Raw genomic sequence first — 16,538 nt, forward strand, 5'->3', positions numbered from 1 at the left:
CTAATTAGATCGCATTAATTTATTAAACACTCTCCAATTTATAATGGTACAACCCGCATGACTTCTTCCAAACTGGTTACTCCTTCCGCAATACGTTTTGCCCCTGCCAGTCTTAATGGCTGCAATCCTTCTTGATAAGCATGTTGCCGGATTTGGTCCAGAGATGCATTTTTCCCAACCAGCCGTTTTAAATCATGGCTTAAGGGCATCATTTCATATAAGCCTACACGTCCTTTGTAGCCGGTATGTCGACAATGTTCACAGCCCACTGCTTCATAAACCATAGGAGGAACATTGCCATTCCACGGCTGAGTTAGTTTTTGCCACAAAACCACATCAGTAGGAACAGCCGTTTTACACTGCGGACAGAGTGTTCGAACCAGTCGTTGTGCCAGCACCCCCAGAATAGTTGCAGCAGATAAAAAAGGTTGTACACCCAAATCGCCCAATCGGGTTAAACTCGATGGTGCATCATTGGTATGCAAAGTTGATAAAACCAGATGCCCAGTTAATGCAGCCTGAATCGCCATATTTGCCGTATCCTGATCACGAATCTCACCAACCATGATAATATCCGGATCCTGACGCATTAAGGCCTTGATTCCATCGGCGAAGCCCAGATCAATTGCTGGATTAATCTGCATCTGGTTAAAGCTTGGCTCAAGCATTTCGATTGGATCTTCCACCGTACAGACATTGACCGCATCCGTTGCCAGTTGCTTGAGTGTGGAATATAAAGTGGTGGTTTTTCCCGAACCTGTCGGACCAGTGACCAAAATAATGCCATGGGTATGACCCGTCAGTTGCTGCCAAGTCTCGAGTAATTGCCCACTAAACCCCAGTTGAGCAAAAGACCGCACCAACACTTCTGGATCAAAAATCCGCATTACCATCTTTTCACCAAACGCGGTGGGTAAAGTGGATAGTCGTAATTCTGTTTCCAGACCTTTCGGTGTTCGTGTTTTTAATCGTCCATCCTGTGGTTTACGTTTTTCTGCAACATTCATGCGCCCAAGAATTTTAATCCGTGCAATCACTGCAATTAAGATATTGGTTGGCATATCATAAATATTATGCAGTACGCCATCGATACGAAAACGCACTCGGCCCATATCTTTACGTGGTTCCAGATGAATATCACTGGCACTTTGTTCGAAAGCAAATTGTAAGATCCAGTCGACAATGCGGACAATATGTTGATCATTGGCATCCGGATTATTACTGACATCCCCAAGCTGTAATAATGCTTCTACACTTTTATCCGACTTAAATGCACCCAGTCCCTGTGCTGACGCCACTGCCCGACTAACCTGATAATATTCATGTAAATAACGTGTCAATTGCTCCGGATTAAGAAGAACAATCTCCAGTTTTTGATGTTTAAGGGTATTGGATAAATCATTTTGCCAGCTTAAAGAGAAAGGTTGATCGGTACCAATCACCACCTGTTCGGCATCCACCTCTACCGCCAGTATGCGATTACGCAAGGCAAATTCTTGCGACATAACCTGAGTCAATAGACTGACATCTGCTTTAAGTGGATCAATCACAAAATAGTCAATCTGTGCTTTTTGCGCCAGCCATTGACATAACCTGTTTAGGGTTAATTTTGTTTCAGGACTGCTAATATCCTGCACACTAAAATAGGCAATCCATTGCAACGGATGCCATGTTAATTGTTCTCTGGATCGAGATGTGGTTAAAATTAAATTGGCATCTTTTTCACTGAGTTTATGATCCAGTTTTAACTGCTCTACACACCAATACAAATCAATTTTCAAATGTTGCGGTAATCCTGCCAATTGTGTTTGCATCAATGTAACTCTTATATACAACAGATTTATTTTTTATCTTAGCACCTTATCATCATTTAAAAAATTCTATTCGGCATAAAAAACAGCTTTAATAACATGATGTATTAAAGCTGTACTTTCACTTATTTCAGGATTAATGAACTATATTGATATTACCAGCCCCAACACGCACGGCTAACTTGATCCTGTGGAACCCCACATTTTTGATACTTGATGGCATACCAGATTTTACCACCAGTACGTGGTGAACCGTCTTTTTTCACATCTGTACGCACCAAGTCATTAAAATCATCGCTATCACGCGTAGTGTTAATATCCAGCGCGCCCATATCCTGTGCGGTTTTATCTCCATAGATAATGTCTGTAGGTTGAGTTGATCCCATCAAAATCGAATAATTGGCAACAGCAGCCTGATAACCGGTCGCACTCCCTGACAGTAATAAAGTCTTTTTAATGGAAGTTTCTGCAAGAATCTCTTCAATTGTGTATTGATTGATATCTAAATGGAAATCCGATAAAGCCGGAACCGAACCTGCTTCAATTTGTTTATGGAACCAGTCTTCCCATAGGAACTCTGCAAAATCTGCGGCACCATCTACTTTGCTATAGCCAATATCACGGGTAAAATAAACCAGTGAACGATACGGATCATTCTCCATTCCATCCGGGTTGCTGGTAGATTTAAGGCCTAGATTCTTAGGTAACTGGCTATAAGTAATGGTTTCATTGGCACCATTTTTCAGCCATGCCTGCCCATTGTTAACCATTTTTGCCCAGAACTCATCTGCTGTGGTTGAATCGCTATAATTGCCAGCAACACGAACAAAAACTTTGAGGTCCTTACCACCATCGGGTAATTCCAAAAATTCCGTCATGGTATGGTGACCATCGGTTAAATAAAGTTTACCGTCATAGCCAACCACTACGGTTTTTAAACTGGCTGTTTGTGAGCCCAGCTGTTCTTTACATGCAAAAGTACTAGGATCACTAAGTTTGGCCTTTTTCAGGGCATCAATGGTCTCAAAGTCCTTGCCCTCAACCCCACCCATATCTTCACAATAATCACTAAATTTTTTACCCACAGTTTTATTGAGATAATCCAGCTCTTGTGCATCATTGGATAACCATGTAGTACGTTCCCAATCGCCTTGCCAGCGACCTAATTTATAATAAATCTGATCATAACCAATAGCACCCTGGGTAGGATTTAAATCCGAGATACTCACTTCCAGAACATCATCTGTCTTTGCATCTAAAAAGCGTTGATCACGTGTATCTACCGGCTGCTCAGGCGTAACAACTGTTTGTTCCTGATCATCATTAGAATCATTACATCCCGCCAACCCGATAAAACAGCTTAAAGCAACCGTCAGACTTAACATTTTAAATGCTTGATGTTTCATTATATATAGTGTCCCTAAAATTAAACTTTTAGAGTTTCACCGTCAAACATTTAATATTTGTGACATTTATATCTCAATTTTATGACAATCCATTCAATACACGCCTAAGATGCTCCGATCAATTCAATAGAAATCATTTCAACATGATCAGTGAATATCCTAAATTTCACATTGACATGTGCATAACTCAGTCCATAAATTTTGCTCTCATCTGTTTGGTAGGCAGGTTTTGGATTAAGTGCAACAACCTGTTCAATTTCTGACAGTATAGCTGGCGTTAAATGTCCTGTATCTAATAACCGTTGTTGTTGTTCGCGGGCATTTTCCTGCCACAATACGGCTAATAATAACGGTGCTTCCTGCGCATAACCACTTTTTGCCTCGGCAACAGCATCTCCATAAACCAGATAAGGTTTAATATCAATAATCGGCGTGCCATTGAGTAAATCGGAACCCTTGACATAAACTCGTGTTTCTTTGCCTACTCGTTTTACTTCAATTAATTGCACCACAGACAACCCTACAGGCGCAGGTCGATACATGCTGCGGCTGGCAAATATTCCTATTTTTTGATTACCACCCAATCTGGGAGGACGAATTAACGGCTGGAAATCTTTATCATGATTTTTTCTTTTATTATCATGAAATTGCCAAAGTAACCAGATATGACTAAATTGTTCTATCCCAATAAAAGCACTTAGGTCGTCATAGGGTGGATTCATTACCACATAAGATATTGAATTTACTAAATTTGGTTGCCGTGGAATACCAAATTTTTCAATAAAAGGTGAATGCATATAACCAATTACTGGCAATAATAAGACGTTGTTCATCATTTTTTTTGATAAAGACCATTAATTATATTCAGTGTATCGAGAATCATTTTAGATTAGAATAGCAAACTGTTTTTATTGGACAATTATTGAGAAATAGATGGCTGCATTTAATGTAGAGCGTATTACCCACGTTCACCATTGGAACGATACTTTATTTAGTTTTAAAACTACTCGTGACACTGCACTTCGTTTTAAAAATGGTCAGTTTGTGATGATTGGTTTGGAAGTGAATGGAAAGCCGTTAATGCGGGCTTACTCTATTGCCAGTGCCAATTATGAAGAAGAACTGGAGTTTTTCTCAATCAAGGTGCCGGATGGTCCATTAACTTCTATTTTGCAAAAAGTAAAAGTTGGTGATGAAATCCTGATTTCAAAAAAACCAACAGGTACACTGGTACATGACGATTTAAATCCGGGTAAAAACTTGTATTTCCTCTCTTCCGGTACTGGTCTGGCACCTTTCCTGTCATTGATTCGTGATCCTGAAACCTACGAAAAATTTGAAAAAGTAATTCTGGTGCATGGTACACGCTGGATTAGCGAACTTGCTTACCAAGACCTGATCTTAAATGAACTGCCAAACAACGAATGGTTTGAAGAACTGGATATCAAAAACAAACTGATTTATTACCCAACCGTAACCCGTGAACCGTTTAGAAATGAAGGTCGCGTGACAACAGCAATCGAAACAGGCGAATTATTTGAGAAAATCGGTTTGCCACCTTTCAATCCGGAAACAGACCGCGCCATGCTGTGTGGTAGCCCACACTTTTTAACCGATGTTGCTGCCTTGCTGGATAAAGCTGGTTTAAAAGAGTCACCACGTATGGGTGTACTAGGTGATTATGTAATTGAACGTGCTTTTGTAGAAAAGTAATTTTTCTATTATAAAAAGTGAGGTTTATCCTCACTTTTTTATTTTATGTAAATAATTAATAAAAAGGTCAATATATGAAAGAACAACAAAATCTTCTTGCAGATAAAAATTCTTATAAGGCTATAATGCAATTTCTTTATGATTTTAGAGATGAGGAAGAACAAAGTAACAGAGTAGATGCGCTAGTCTGGCTAAGTTCCAATTTGGATCATTTTTTCTATTTCCCTGTCTATCTTAGCTGTGATAAATCAATATCAACTGAAATGGAAAATTCTACAGAACATGCCATATTTCCCCATATTAGCATTTTAGATGTTGAAGATGACCAAGGTATAGTACAAAAAACTTATATTATTCAAGCAATGGCATTTGCTCCTACCCCAACAATGTTAGTTGAAGCAGAACAATCAGATATTGTATACCATAAACTTAACTTAGAAATTGTCTTGTTAAAGCTATTCCAAAATGTACAACAACAATATGAAAATACTGTCGTTTATATTCAATTTCCATCAGAATTACATCAGCAATTATTCCCAGAAAACACAAAACAACCAATGGTAATATTATTTGATAATGATATTGAAATATTAAAAAAAATGATGTTAACAGTAATATCTATACAGAATCCGATTATTAGTGAACAGTTATGGGAAAATGCTTTACCTCCTCGCACCTTTAGAAACTGTTTATATGATTTTGGTTTAGAAAATACACAGATTAAAAAAATCTATTGCTGGGGATTAAGCACACAGTGCTACGTTATTTTAGACTGTCCAGCATCACTGATGACCGCATACCAACAAAAACTTAAAGAACTGTTATCGCCTATTTTAACTAATCCTCAAATTAGTTTAGAAATATTAAATCTATCAGACATAAAATCCGATAAATTCAAGCAAGATGCTCTAAAATTAGACATGAGCATAAGCTATCAAAAGACATGGAATCATTTTTTTCTATTCCGCTGGTGGCGAAATAGACGCCCTATCCCTATTATTACCATCAAACCAGAATAAAAGCTCTATCTGAACAAAAAACCAAAGCCATTTACATGACTTTGGTTTTATCAATAATGAACTATTGACCGGAACGGATCAGATAATCAAATGCACTTAAAGACGCTTTGGCACCTTCACCAGTGGCAATGATGATTTGTTTATACGGTACAGTGGTACAGTCACCTGCGGCAAATACACCTTGAACGTTGGTTTCATTGCGTTCATTAATCACAATTTCACCACGATTGGTCAATTCCACTGCACTGTCTTTGAGGAAATCTGTGTTTGGTAACAAACCAATTTGAACAAAAATCCCTGCAAGCTCGACCAGATGTTCTTCATCAGTCGCACGATCTTTATATTTCAGACCTGTTACCTGACTACCATCACCCACTACTTCTGTACTTAACGCATTCATAATGACTGTAGTGTTTGGTAAGCTATGTAACTTATCTTGCAACACTTGATCGGCACGTAATTTGGTATCAAACTCGAACAGTGTCACATGTTCAACGATACCGGCAAGGTCAATGGCCGCTTCAACACCTGAGTTACCACCACCAATGACTGCAACACGTTTGCCTTTAAATAACGGACCATCACAGTGTGGACAGTAAGCAACACCACGTGTCGCATATTCCACCTCACCAGGAACGCCCATTTTTCTCCAGCGTGCACCTGTAGACAGGATCACTGCTTTGGATTCAAGTTTTGCGCCATTTTCCAGTTCTAGTTCGACCAGACCATTGGCTGTTTGATCTGCACCAGTAATTTTATTCACTTTTTGCAGATTCATGATGTCTACGCCATAGGCACGAACATGCGCTTCTAAATCTTCACCGAATTTTGGTCCCACTGTTTTTTGTACAGTGGTAAAGTTTTCGATGTCCATGGTATCCATTACCTGTCCACCAAAGCGTTCGGCCACAATACCAGTTTTGATCCCTTTACGCGCTGCATAAATCGCTGCTGTACCGCCTGCTGGGCCACCACCAACAATTAATACATCAAACGCATCTTTGGCATTAATTTTGGCAGCTTCTTTTTCCGCAGAGTTACTATCCAGTTTTGCAACAATTTCTTCAATGGTCATACGACCTTGACCGAAATGTTCATTATCCTGAAACACCATCGGTACAGCCATGATTTTGCGCTCTTCGACTTCTTCTTTAAAGAAACCGCCTTCAACCATGGTGGTAGTGGTATTCGGATTGTAAATTGCGATCAAGTTTAATGCCTGTACTACATCCGGACAGTTATGACAGGTTAAAGAAACAAATACATCAAAGTTTGCAGTTAAATCCAACCCTTTAATTTGTGTCAGAATTTCATCAGACACTTTTGGTGCATAGCCGGAAGTTTGTAGCAAAGCCAGAATTAAAGATGTAAATTCATGTCCCATTGGCAAGCCGGCAAAGAATACCCGTGGTTGCTCTCCAGCTTTGGCAATACCAAAACTTGGACGACGGTGATGTGTACCATCATAACGGGCAGTCACCTGATTAGAAAGCTCGGCCATCTCACCGACAAGCTCTTTCACTTGCGCAGATTTATCAGAATCATCGAGGGAGGCGATAATTTCAATGGGAGATTCCAAACGCTCTAAATAGGCTTTTAATTGTGTTTTTACATTTTGGTCTAACATCTTTATTCTCCAATAATAAAGTCTTTCATTTCGTTAACTGTATAGTAGGCTTTTTTCCATGATAGGTAAAACAGAATGTTTTTATAAAAACTATCGGTTTTTTAAATCAAAATCTCTAAATGCCCCATTTCACTATAATATGAGGGCTATTGTGCTGAAATACAAACATCTTTCTCATTGAATCAATAATGTATTTTCAGCTTAAGTTGCCCAAATCGGAATATCCTTTTAGAATAGCGCAGTTTTTCTTAAATTCTTTTTGTCCCCATGTCAGATCATTTGCAAAACGCTACAACACAAGATATCCAAGATCTGGATAATCTTACCGAACATCGTGAAATTGTGACGTTTATGCGTCGCTCGTCACCTCTGAATACTTCACAGCGTACAGCGTTGGAAAAGCATCAGGAATTTATTTTGCAATATCCAGTTGGCGACTTGCGTCAGGCTTTTCCTCATCCGGAACGGCCACTGACTGTAGAAATCGGTTTTGGTATGGGACGTTCGCTGGTACTTATGGCCAAGGCCAATCCTGAACGTAATTATGTCGGAATTGAAGTGCATATTCCAGGTATTGCACAATGCGTTTACGAAGCTGGTCTGGCAGAATTAAATAATTTACGTGTACTCGATGCCGATGCCATTCAGGTCTTAAAAGAAATGCCTGATGACAGCATTGATTGTATTCAACTATATTTCCCCGATCCATGGCAGAAAAAACGTCACTTCAAACGCCGTTTTGTGATTCACGAGCGTATGGCTTTGGTAGAACAAAAGCTAAAAGTCGGTGGTACTTTCCATGCTGCAACCGACTGGGAACCTTATGCAGAATGGATGCTGGATATTCTCGAACACCGTCCGCGTTTAAACAATCTGGCAGGAAAAAATAAGTCTTATCCTCGTCCCGAATGGCGTCCGCTGACAAAATTCGAAAAACGTGGACTAGAAGCAGGACACCAGATTAATGATTTTATTTTTGAAAAAATAAATTAATCACCTTAAGTCCTTATCATTGCTTGTAACATCACCACGCTATGTTACAAGCGTCTCAGTAGCACCAACCAGATACCAATACAAATAAAAAAATCTTTCTATTTTTACATTCGAGTTGCAGTTATGCTACAATTAAGAGAATAGTTATCATTTACATTTAATATTTATTATGCGTGATTCGTTTCAGCAATTATATCAAGAGCATCATTCTTGGTTATATCAGTGGTTAAGAAAGCGCTTAAACCATTCAGAAGATGCCGCTGATCTGGCACATGATACCTTTTTACGTGTGCTGAAACGGCACGAACAATTTCATTTTGAACAACCTCGTGCCCTACTCACCACCATTGCCAAAGGTATTCTGATCAATTGGTATCAGCGTCAATCAATTGAAAAAGCCTATAAAGAGGCCTTGGCAACTCAACCTGAACAGTATCATATTTCACCCGAACAGCAATTACAGTCGATTGAAGCATTATGTTTAATCAATGATTTATTGAACAATATGCCGACACGACAACGTCAAGTGTTTATCTGGTCACAACTCGAAGGCATCACCCAACAAGAAATTGCTAATCGTTTAAATATTTCAACCCGAACTGTAATACGTGATCTTTTGCAAGCCATGACCATTTGCCTGACCGTGATGGATGACTAAGCAGCAGCATGAATCAACAGGAAATCCTCGCACAAGCCGCCGAATGGCTCTTAAAAATTCGCTCAGGTGAATTAAGCCAGCAACAATTACAAGAACTGGAACAGTGGAAACACAGCAGTCCAGCACATGAAAAAGCCTGGCAAAAGGCAGAAAAATTGCTCAATGTGCTCAATGATGTACCGCAAAACTCAGACGCTATTTTACAACATGGACAGCAACATAGTCGTAAGATACTGGGCAAACTGGTACTAAGTCTATTATTTGCAAGTACGGCAATCTATTTCTGGCAGGACAATTGGTACTATCGTTTATTTGCCGATTACTACACTGCCCTTGGAGAACAACAGCAGATTTTACTGCAAGATGGTACACAACTGGATCTCAATACCAGTACGGCACTGGATGTACAATATACAGCGCAACAACGTTCAGTTCATTTACATTATGGTGAAATCTGGATTAAGACAGGTCATCTGGCTGCATACAAAGATCAACCCTTTATTGTCACCACCAAATATGCAGATATACAGGCACTTGGCACCGTATTTAGTGTACAGCAATTGCAGAAACAGCAACAAAGCTGTGTTGCCGTATTAGAAAGTGCAGTTAAAATCACGCTTAAAGATTCCCATACGCCACAGATTGTGCATGCTGGCGAACAATTATGTTTCGATGCACGACAAAGTTTTGATAAACAACCTGTACAACCCAACCAATATCTTTGGCGTAATCAGGTAATTATGGCTTATGACATGCCACTTAAAACCCTGATTCAACAGCTTGGACGTTATCAAAAACGTTATTTCCGTCTGGCACCTGAAATCGAAAATATTAAAGTTTCTGGTTCTTTTCCTTTACATGATCTTGATCAATTGATTCAGGCATTACAACAAAGTTATCCAGTAGATGCACAAACTTATTTAAATCAACGGCTAGTGGTCATAAAAGCCAGAACTTCGCATCAACAGACACAAAAGAAACAGAGGCATGTTGAACATTAATTACCTTTTACTGTTTATTTAATCCATAGATTAGGAATACCCTAATGCCAGATATAGATTAAAAAACTTTAAAATACAAAACTTTAAAATTTTATTTATAAATAATTATCATTTTCATGTCACTTATTAAACGCTTAACGGGTATTAAGGATGTTCATACAAATTTTTGCTTGAGGTGATCATGATTTTTCGTAAAAAAGCCTTGCCAATGTTGGTGCAGGCGTTATGCCTAGGATTTCTCCCCTTTTCAATATCGCATGCTGAAGAGACACAAGCTTCTGTACAACAGCTACAGAACTATCAAATTGCAGCAAATGATTTGGGTTATGTTTTATCTAGCTTTGCAGCCCAGTCCGGTGTGGTATTTAGCTTTGATCGTGAACTGCTAAAAGGTCAGCGTAGCGAAGGATTACAGGGTCAATACAGTGTTGCACAAGGTTTCGCCAAAATCCTGCAAAACCAGCCCTATCATGTCATCAAACAGAATAATAATTATCTTCTCGCCATAAAAGATACTGCACATGCTGAAGCCGCACCGGAACAACAGCCCAGTCAGGATCTGGTTACGGTTGCAGCCAAACGAGAGGATGTACCGGTACAACTTCCTGTGCTCGTTGTTAAAGCCGAGCCTATTCTTAGCACGACCAGCAAAGGTCGGGAGGAATTACAGCAATTTCGGGGTACAGCAAATGGTGATGCTTTTGCTGGTATTGCCAGCGTACAATTAAACAGTCTACGAAATGAAGCTGGCGCAATTGATGTCGGGATTCGTGGCTTGCAAGGCGAAGGCCGGGTACCTGTCATTATTGATGGGAGTCTACAAGCGACCCATACACATCGTGGTTATCAGGGAGAAAGTGACCGTACCTATATCGATATGGACTTAATCAGTCAGCTCAGCGTAGAAAAAGGTGCATCCAATAATCGCTATGCCACAGGCGCAATCGGTGGCACTGTACAAATGAAAACCTTAAGTGTTAATGATATTTTACTTGAACATAAAAATGTCGGGGTTTTGCTTAAAGGCACACTCTATAACAATAACCAGACACCCAATATTCCCGAAAATACGCGAGAGCAGGATCGTTATTTATTAACCAATCATCTTAGCAGTAGCAAATTCAATAATGGTGCATTTACTACCGCTTTTGCCTATCGCAATGATTTACTGGATCTAGTTGCAGCCTATAGCCAGCGTAAAGTCGGCAATTATTTTGCCGGAACACACGGCAAGGAAAACTATCAACAGGAAAGTGCTATGGTGAGTCCGGGACAGGAAGTGGTCAATACCAGTTATCAAAATAAATCCGGGATTATGAAACTAGGCTGGAATATCACCGATGAACAACGTCTGGAACTCAATTTTCGCCGACATCTGCAACAGGCAGGTGAAGTTCTGGCAGCTTATTGGTATAAGGCTCCTACTTATGATCCGAACTACCCAGACTATTGGACACCACCAGCAGGCAGAGATTCGATGGCACAGTGGTCATTGGGTAATGCCAATGTCAATGCCTATAGTACAGAATATCATTATAATCCTGCCAATCATGGCTTAATTGACTTAAACATTAATATTGCAAAAACCGATGCCAAGATGCATCAGCATAATGGCTTATGGACCAACTGGGGATCATTGGCAGACCAATATCGGGCAAGCTATCGAGATGAGCGTACAGCAATACAGATCAGTAATAAAAGTCGTTTTTCCACACTCCCTATTGTCTTGGAATATGGCTTAAGTGCCGATGAACAGCGTATGCAACCGAGATATTTCTATGAATTTGATTCTGCACGCAATGCCAAACGCCAGAGTCAAGCCGCATTTCTGACCACCAATCTGGCCACAAAAATTGCTGATTTTGCCTTAAGCACTCGTCTGCATGAATCGAAAACCACGGATTATATCGGGGAGCGTACGCTAGATTATAAAGCACATGTTGATGTCTTAACCCATGCCGCTTTTCATCTCAATGATCAAGTTGATCTATACGGCAAACTTGGCAATAGCTATCGCAATCCAAGCTTGTTTGAATCAACAGAATCACGAGAAACATTTAATTATTATCCACATAATCCCATTCGGGCAGAAAATTCACGTCATGCAGAACTCGGCCTTCAGGGACAATATGCGGATCTGTTCACTGCAAAGGATGAATTAAATGTCAGCCTCAATTATTTTTACAATAATATCAAAGATTATTTATCCCAAGGTGCAATACCGCCCGGCCCTGATTCCGGCTGGTGGGAAACTTACTTATTGGCCTTTAAAAATTATGACAAAGTTGTGTTGAAAGGCACCGAGTTAAATGCTAATTATCAACATCCTGCTTTTTCTATCGAAGCCAATGCAACCTTTAATGCAACGGCAAAAATTTGTCCGGTGAAAAATCAATGTAATGCGGTAGGCGATGCCTGGAGTTTGATCAGTACCCGAATCGCACCCAAACGTACGATCAACTTAACCCTTGCGAAAAACTTTCTGGATCAAGACTTAAGTATTGGTACACGTGTACGCTATCATTCGGAAAAACACAATCCACGTGGTTGGTTTGCCGGTACGGCCATTACTGGTCGTGCTGTAGAAGATATTCCTGCTGATACACTGATTGATCTGTTTGCCAGATATAAGTTAAATCAACATGCAAACCTTAATGTGAGCATTGAGAATTTAACCAATCGGTATGCCTTTGATCCCGGTACAGTAATCGGTATGCCAACACCGGGACGCACTGTACAAGCCAGTCTGGAACTGCGTTTTTAAGGTTTGCGATTCAATCTCTTCACTATTTGGTTCAAAAACAAAGTCAAATATATTCTAATCATTGCACCTAGCAACGATGCTCACCAAAGTGAGCATCCATTCATCATCAAAAGAATATAAATATCCTTTAGTCTAAATATTTACCACCTGATAAATTGCATCGACCATATGCTGTGCCTGTATGCCTCGCATCCCTTGTTTGGCCAGTTCATCACCGGCTAAAGCATGCAAAGCCACAATCTCGGCAAGAGAAATTTCATCTTTAAACTGTGCTTTTAAGCCTGCCATCATACCCGATAACACATCACCCATACCGGCAGTTCCCATGCCCGCATTGCCAAATGCACAAATGTCCAAATGCAGATCACCTTGCGAATCTTGTTCCAGCGTTAACGAACCCGCGCCTTTTAATAACCATTTCCCCGCATACTGTTGTTGCAATTGTTCAATTGCAGCGACCCTGTCCTGTTCAATGTCTGCCACATTACACGCCAATAAACGTGCGGCTTCTCCCGAATGTGGCGTAGCAATCCACTGCGCTTGTAATTGAATATCATGTTGATATTGTGCCAAAAACCATAACGCATCGGCATCGAAAATAACCGTATGTATATGAGAGTGTTGTTTTAGTGCATTCATTACCATATGGAAATTGGTTTCTGACCAAGCATCACGTCCCAATCCCATACCAAAACACACCACATCAATTTGCGCCAAAAATTTGCTTAATGCAGCAACATCAGTCTGTGCAATGTCTTTAAGCATAATATTCGGACTACGTGCCACAATCGCAGTATGGTGTCTGGCATCGCACATGACCGTAACTTTGCCGGCACCACTTGCCATGGCTGCTTCTCCAGCCATCATCACAGCACCACCCATATTGGGATGACCACCAATTACCAGCACATGGCCAAAACTACCTTTATGCTGTGTTGCCTGTCTTTTGGCTAAAACAGGTTTGTTATAATTAATATAGGCACTGGGTTTTAATTGTTCATCCTTGGGAATTAACGGCAACTCAATTAATTCACCAACATAATTCTGTGCCTGACCAATGACTAATCCCAATTTTAATGCCATTACCGACAAGGTCAAATCCGTTTTAACGGCTACCGGCAAAGGTACACCTGTATTGGGATGCAAACCGCTGGGTATATCAATCGCAATCTTAAAGCCCGGTTGTGTATTCAATTGGGTAATGATCTGTTGTGGAAATTGATCCAACGGACGGTTTAAACCAACACCAAATAGCGCATCGACATGAATATTATAATTTTTGTCTAGTGGCAATTGTGAATAAATATGAATACCGGCAGCAATGGCTTCATCTCTGGCACGCTGTGCATCCTGACTCATTGCCGCTTGCGGTGCATAAATGGTCAGATGTAAACTTTTCTGTTTTAAATATTTAGCAATCAGATAGCCATCGCCTGCATTGTTGCCCTGTCCACACCAAACCAGAATCTCCTGATGTACCAGTTGCTTTTGATATAGCATTTTTTCAATCTGCAAGGTCATGGCCAATGCCGCCTGCTGCATCAGCCCATAGGAACAATTATTTGCCGCAAACCATCGCTTCTCCCATGCTTGTACCGACTGGCTATGATAAACTGGATGACATCCAAACAACGCTTTCATATTTTCCCTCTATCTTTAGCAATCTCTTTTTGATTTTACATGTCTAAATCTTTATCGACCCTTGATCTCGGCTTACGTGATGATCCCCCAGCATTAAAACACTGGATTAAAGCACAGGCAATTGCACTGGGTTTTAATGACTGTGTAATTGCAAAACCTGATACCAAGGATCAACTGGCACATTTTCAGCGTTATCTGGACAATGGCTATCATGCCGATATGCACTATCTCGAAGAAAATCTGGATAAACGCGCCGATCCGACCCTGCTTGTTCCAGATACACAAAGTATCATCTGTGTTCGATTGAATTATTTACAAGATAAACCACAAGCCCGTTATGTGCCAGACCAACCCGATCTTGGCATTATCGCACGTTATGCACGAGGACGGGATTATCATAAAGTCATGCGTGGCCGATTAAAGCAACTGGCACAGCGTATTGAAGCCAAAATTGGTCCTTTTAGTTCCCGTCCTTTTAGTGATTCTGCCCCGATCTTTGAAAAAACTCTGGCCGAAAATGCCGGTATGGGCTGGACAGGTAAACATACCTTACTGATCAACCGACAATCCGGTTCTTTTTTTGTACTGGGTGAGTTGTTTTGCAGTCTGGCATTACCCTTTGATACACCAGCCAGTAAACATTGCGGTTCTTGCTCGGCTTGTATTGATATTTGTCCCACCCAAGCGATTGTTGAACCATATATGTTAGATGCACGAAAATGTATTGCCTATCTTACCATTGAATATAAAGGCAGCATTCCACTTGAATTGCGTGCACAAATCGGTAATCGTATTTTTGGCTGTGATGATTGTCAGCTAATTTGCCCGTGGAATCGCTATGCTAAAGTGACCACACTCGATGACTTTCAAACCCGGCATGGCCTAGATCAAACCGCTTTACTGGATTTCTGGCAATGGGATGAAGCCACATTTTTGGCAAAGACCGAAGGCAGTGCCATTCGCCGTACCGGATTTCAAAGTTTTAAACGCAATGTTGCTGTCGCTTTGGGAAATGCCCCTTTTTCCACGCAGATTTTAGCTGCCCTACAGCAACATTTTAGCGAACATGAGGCAGTAGTGAATGAGCATATTGCTTGGGCAATTTCGGTGCAACTGCAAAAAAAACGGGCATAAATTTTACTTACATCTCACTCAAATAGTGCACAAAAATCTTTATCACATTGCGAACGTGCATCCATATTTTTTAGAAATTTCATCATGACTTGACAGTTTTTCGCTGAAAATCGAAGCATCAAAGATGTGATGTATTTCACATAAATTTTATTTTAATATTAAAAATCAATGAATTATATTTTATTAATTTTAGTCTAACAGCTGTTGTTTTTTTATTTTAAAAGCGTATAGTGCGCGCTATGTCAGGTTATTAATGATTGTTATATGAGTTTTTTGCAACGCTTTATTCTGTCTAATCAACAGCACAATTCCCAATTGAATCATATTACATGTATTGAAAATGATTTCGCTGCGAAATCTTGCGAACAGCTTTTCCAGATTCTTGGCACCACACAAGATCCTGATCTTATTTCTGGTCTTAAAAAATTATTGCTTTCCCGTGGTTATACTCGTCGGGAAATCCAGCAAGTTATTCAACCACGCACGCACTAAGTTGCTTGTGGGCAGATCAATAATCCACTAAAGCCAATCGCAACCACAGGATTATTGATCATCACCTTAATTATCTTCTCTATTTCCTTTCTCTTAATCTAAGATACCAAACACTGATCTGCCAATTGGCACTTTTGCAAAAATCATGCTGAATCTATGAAAACCCGTCATAATAGATTACTTTAAGTGTGTTGACTGTTTTTAAAAATATAACCACTTAAAAGTATAATATAGGCTAAACTTTTTCGTCTTATTGCTACTTTAAATCGCAATATATCG

Annotated in this window: 13 protein-coding genes; 8 read left to right on the forward strand and 5 right to left on the reverse strand. The window is 40.0% G+C overall.

The window, feature by feature from the left end:
• Nucleotides 1-38: 38 nt before the first annotated feature.
• The 3 genes from tfpB to tsaA form a co-directional block, all read right to left on the reverse strand.
• Nucleotides 39-1,814, reverse strand: a complete 1,776-nt coding sequence (gene tfpB / locus CAP51_RS09725; protein ID WP_087620567.1) for a type IV pilus assembly ATPase TfpB — start codon at nucleotides 1,812-1,814, stop codon at nucleotides 39-41.
• Nucleotides 1,815-1,966: 152 nt separating this feature from the next.
• The gene (locus CAP51_RS09730) at nucleotides 1,967-3,217 is read right to left on the reverse strand and encodes a ParB/Srx family N-terminal domain-containing protein (RefSeq protein WP_087620568.1); all 1,251 of its coding nucleotides are present in this window, start codon (nucleotides 3,215-3,217) and stop codon (nucleotides 1,967-1,969) included.
• 104 nt (nucleotides 3,218-3,321) lie between these two features.
• Complete coding sequence (tsaA, locus tag CAP51_RS09735; protein WP_087620569.1) at nucleotides 3,322-4,053, reverse strand: tRNA (N6-threonylcarbamoyladenosine(37)-N6)-methyltransferase TrmO; 732 nt, start codon at nucleotides 4,051-4,053, stop codon at nucleotides 3,322-3,324.
• Nucleotides 4,054-4,150: 97 nt separating this feature from the next.
• Here tsaA and CAP51_RS09740 point away from each other — a divergent pair, with 97 nt between their 5' ends.
• Together CAP51_RS09740 and CAP51_RS09745 are read left to right on the forward strand one after the other, a co-directional pair.
• Nucleotides 4,151-4,930, forward strand: coding sequence for a ferredoxin--NADP reductase (locus tag CAP51_RS09740; RefSeq protein WP_087620570.1), 780 nt, complete (start codon nucleotides 4,151-4,153; stop codon nucleotides 4,928-4,930).
• A 74-nt stretch (nucleotides 4,931-5,004) separates the two neighbouring features.
• On the forward strand, nucleotides 5,005-5,949 hold the full coding sequence (locus tag CAP51_RS09745) for a hypothetical protein (protein WP_087620571.1): 945 nt from the start codon (nucleotides 5,005-5,007) through the stop codon (nucleotides 5,947-5,949).
• Between the two features lie 61 nt (nucleotides 5,950-6,010).
• Here the strand turns inward: CAP51_RS09745 and ahpF are convergent, their stop codons facing one another.
• On the reverse strand, nucleotides 6,011-7,576 hold the full coding sequence (ahpF, locus tag CAP51_RS09750; RefSeq protein WP_087620572.1) for an alkyl hydroperoxide reductase subunit F: 1,566 nt from the start codon (nucleotides 7,574-7,576) through the stop codon (nucleotides 6,011-6,013).
• A 267-nt stretch (nucleotides 7,577-7,843) separates the two neighbouring features.
• Here ahpF and trmB point away from each other — a divergent pair, with 267 nt between their 5' ends.
• The 4 genes from trmB to CAP51_RS09770 all read left to right on the forward strand — a co-directional run bounded on the left by trmB (nucleotide 7,844) and on the right by CAP51_RS09770 (nucleotide 12,992).
• Nucleotides 7,844-8,569, forward strand: coding sequence for a tRNA (guanosine(46)-N7)-methyltransferase TrmB (gene trmB / locus CAP51_RS09755; protein WP_087620573.1), 726 nt, complete (start codon nucleotides 7,844-7,846; stop codon nucleotides 8,567-8,569).
• A gap of 169 nt (nucleotides 8,570-8,738) precedes the next feature.
• Nucleotides 8,739-9,227, forward strand: coding sequence for a sigma-70 family RNA polymerase sigma factor (locus CAP51_RS09760; protein WP_087620574.1), 489 nt, complete (start codon nucleotides 8,739-8,741; stop codon nucleotides 9,225-9,227).
• 8 nt (nucleotides 9,228-9,235) lie between these two features.
• Nucleotides 9,236-10,228 (forward strand): FecR family protein, encoded by a 993-nt coding sequence (locus CAP51_RS09765; protein WP_087620575.1) that lies wholly within the window; start codon nucleotides 9,236-9,238, stop codon nucleotides 10,226-10,228.
• Between the two features lie 181 nt (nucleotides 10,229-10,409).
• Nucleotides 10,410-12,992, forward strand: a complete 2,583-nt coding sequence (locus tag CAP51_RS09770) for a TonB-dependent receptor (RefSeq protein WP_087620576.1) — start codon at nucleotides 10,410-10,412, stop codon at nucleotides 12,990-12,992.
• 132 nt (nucleotides 12,993-13,124) lie between these two features.
• Here CAP51_RS09770 and CAP51_RS09775 read toward each other — a convergent pair whose 3' ends face one another.
• Complete coding sequence (locus CAP51_RS09775) at nucleotides 13,125-14,633, reverse strand: NAD(P)H-hydrate dehydratase (protein ID WP_087620577.1); 1,509 nt, start codon at nucleotides 14,631-14,633, stop codon at nucleotides 13,125-13,127.
• Between the two features lie 39 nt (nucleotides 14,634-14,672).
• Here CAP51_RS09775 and queG point away from each other — a divergent pair, with 39 nt between their 5' ends.
• Both queG and CAP51_RS09785 read left to right on the forward strand, forming a co-directional pair.
• Nucleotides 14,673-15,767, forward strand: a complete 1,095-nt coding sequence (gene queG / locus CAP51_RS09780) for a tRNA epoxyqueuosine(34) reductase QueG (protein ID WP_087620578.1) — start codon at nucleotides 14,673-14,675, stop codon at nucleotides 15,765-15,767.
• Between the two features lie 264 nt (nucleotides 15,768-16,031).
• A complete protein-coding gene (locus CAP51_RS09785) occupies nucleotides 16,032-16,259 on the forward strand; it encodes a hypothetical protein (protein ID WP_087620579.1) in 228 nt (75 codons plus the stop codon).
• The last annotated feature ends 279 nt before the right edge of the window (nucleotides 16,260-16,538 follow it).

Source organism: Acinetobacter populi, from assembly GCF_002174125.1.
GTDB classification, from domain to species: Bacteria; Pseudomonadota; Gammaproteobacteria; order Pseudomonadales; family Moraxellaceae; genus Acinetobacter; species Acinetobacter populi.

What these genes read in the sequence shown, in the direction of transcription:
- tfpB (WP_087620567.1), bottom strand. Translation starts at nt 1,814, where the DNA reads ATGCAAACACAATTGGCAGGATTACCGCAACATTTGAAAATTGATTTG.
- CAP51_RS09730 (WP_087620568.1), bottom strand. Translation starts at nt 3,217, where the DNA reads ATGAAACATCAAGCATTTAAAATGTTAAGTCTGACGGTTGCTTTAAGC.
- tsaA (WP_087620569.1), bottom strand. Translation starts at nt 4,053, where the DNA reads ATGATGAACAACGTCTTATTATTGCCAGTAATTGGTTATATGCATTCA.
- CAP51_RS09740 (WP_087620570.1), top strand. Translation starts at nt 4,151, where the DNA reads ATGGCTGCATTTAATGTAGAGCGTATTACCCACGTTCACCATTGGAAC.
- CAP51_RS09745 (WP_087620571.1), top strand. Translation starts at nt 5,005, where the DNA reads ATGAAAGAACAACAAAATCTTCTTGCAGATAAAAATTCTTATAAGGCT.
- ahpF (WP_087620572.1), bottom strand. Translation starts at nt 7,576, where the DNA reads ATGTTAGACCAAAATGTAAAAACACAATTAAAAGCCTATTTAGAGCGT.
- trmB (WP_087620573.1), top strand. Translation starts at nt 7,844, where the DNA reads ATGTCAGATCATTTGCAAAACGCTACAACACAAGATATCCAAGATCTG.
- CAP51_RS09760 (WP_087620574.1), top strand. Translation starts at nt 8,739, where the DNA reads ATGCGTGATTCGTTTCAGCAATTATATCAAGAGCATCATTCTTGGTTA.
- CAP51_RS09765 (WP_087620575.1), top strand. Translation starts at nt 9,236, where the DNA reads ATGAATCAACAGGAAATCCTCGCACAAGCCGCCGAATGGCTCTTAAAA.
- CAP51_RS09770 (WP_087620576.1), top strand. Translation starts at nt 10,410, where the DNA reads ATGATTTTTCGTAAAAAAGCCTTGCCAATGTTGGTGCAGGCGTTATGC.
- CAP51_RS09775 (WP_087620577.1), bottom strand. Translation starts at nt 14,633, where the DNA reads ATGAAAGCGTTGTTTGGATGTCATCCAGTTTATCATAGCCAGTCGGTA.
- queG (WP_087620578.1), top strand. Translation starts at nt 14,673, where the DNA reads ATGTCTAAATCTTTATCGACCCTTGATCTCGGCTTACGTGATGATCCC.
- CAP51_RS09785 (WP_087620579.1), top strand. Translation starts at nt 16,032, where the DNA reads ATGAGTTTTTTGCAACGCTTTATTCTGTCTAATCAACAGCACAATTCC.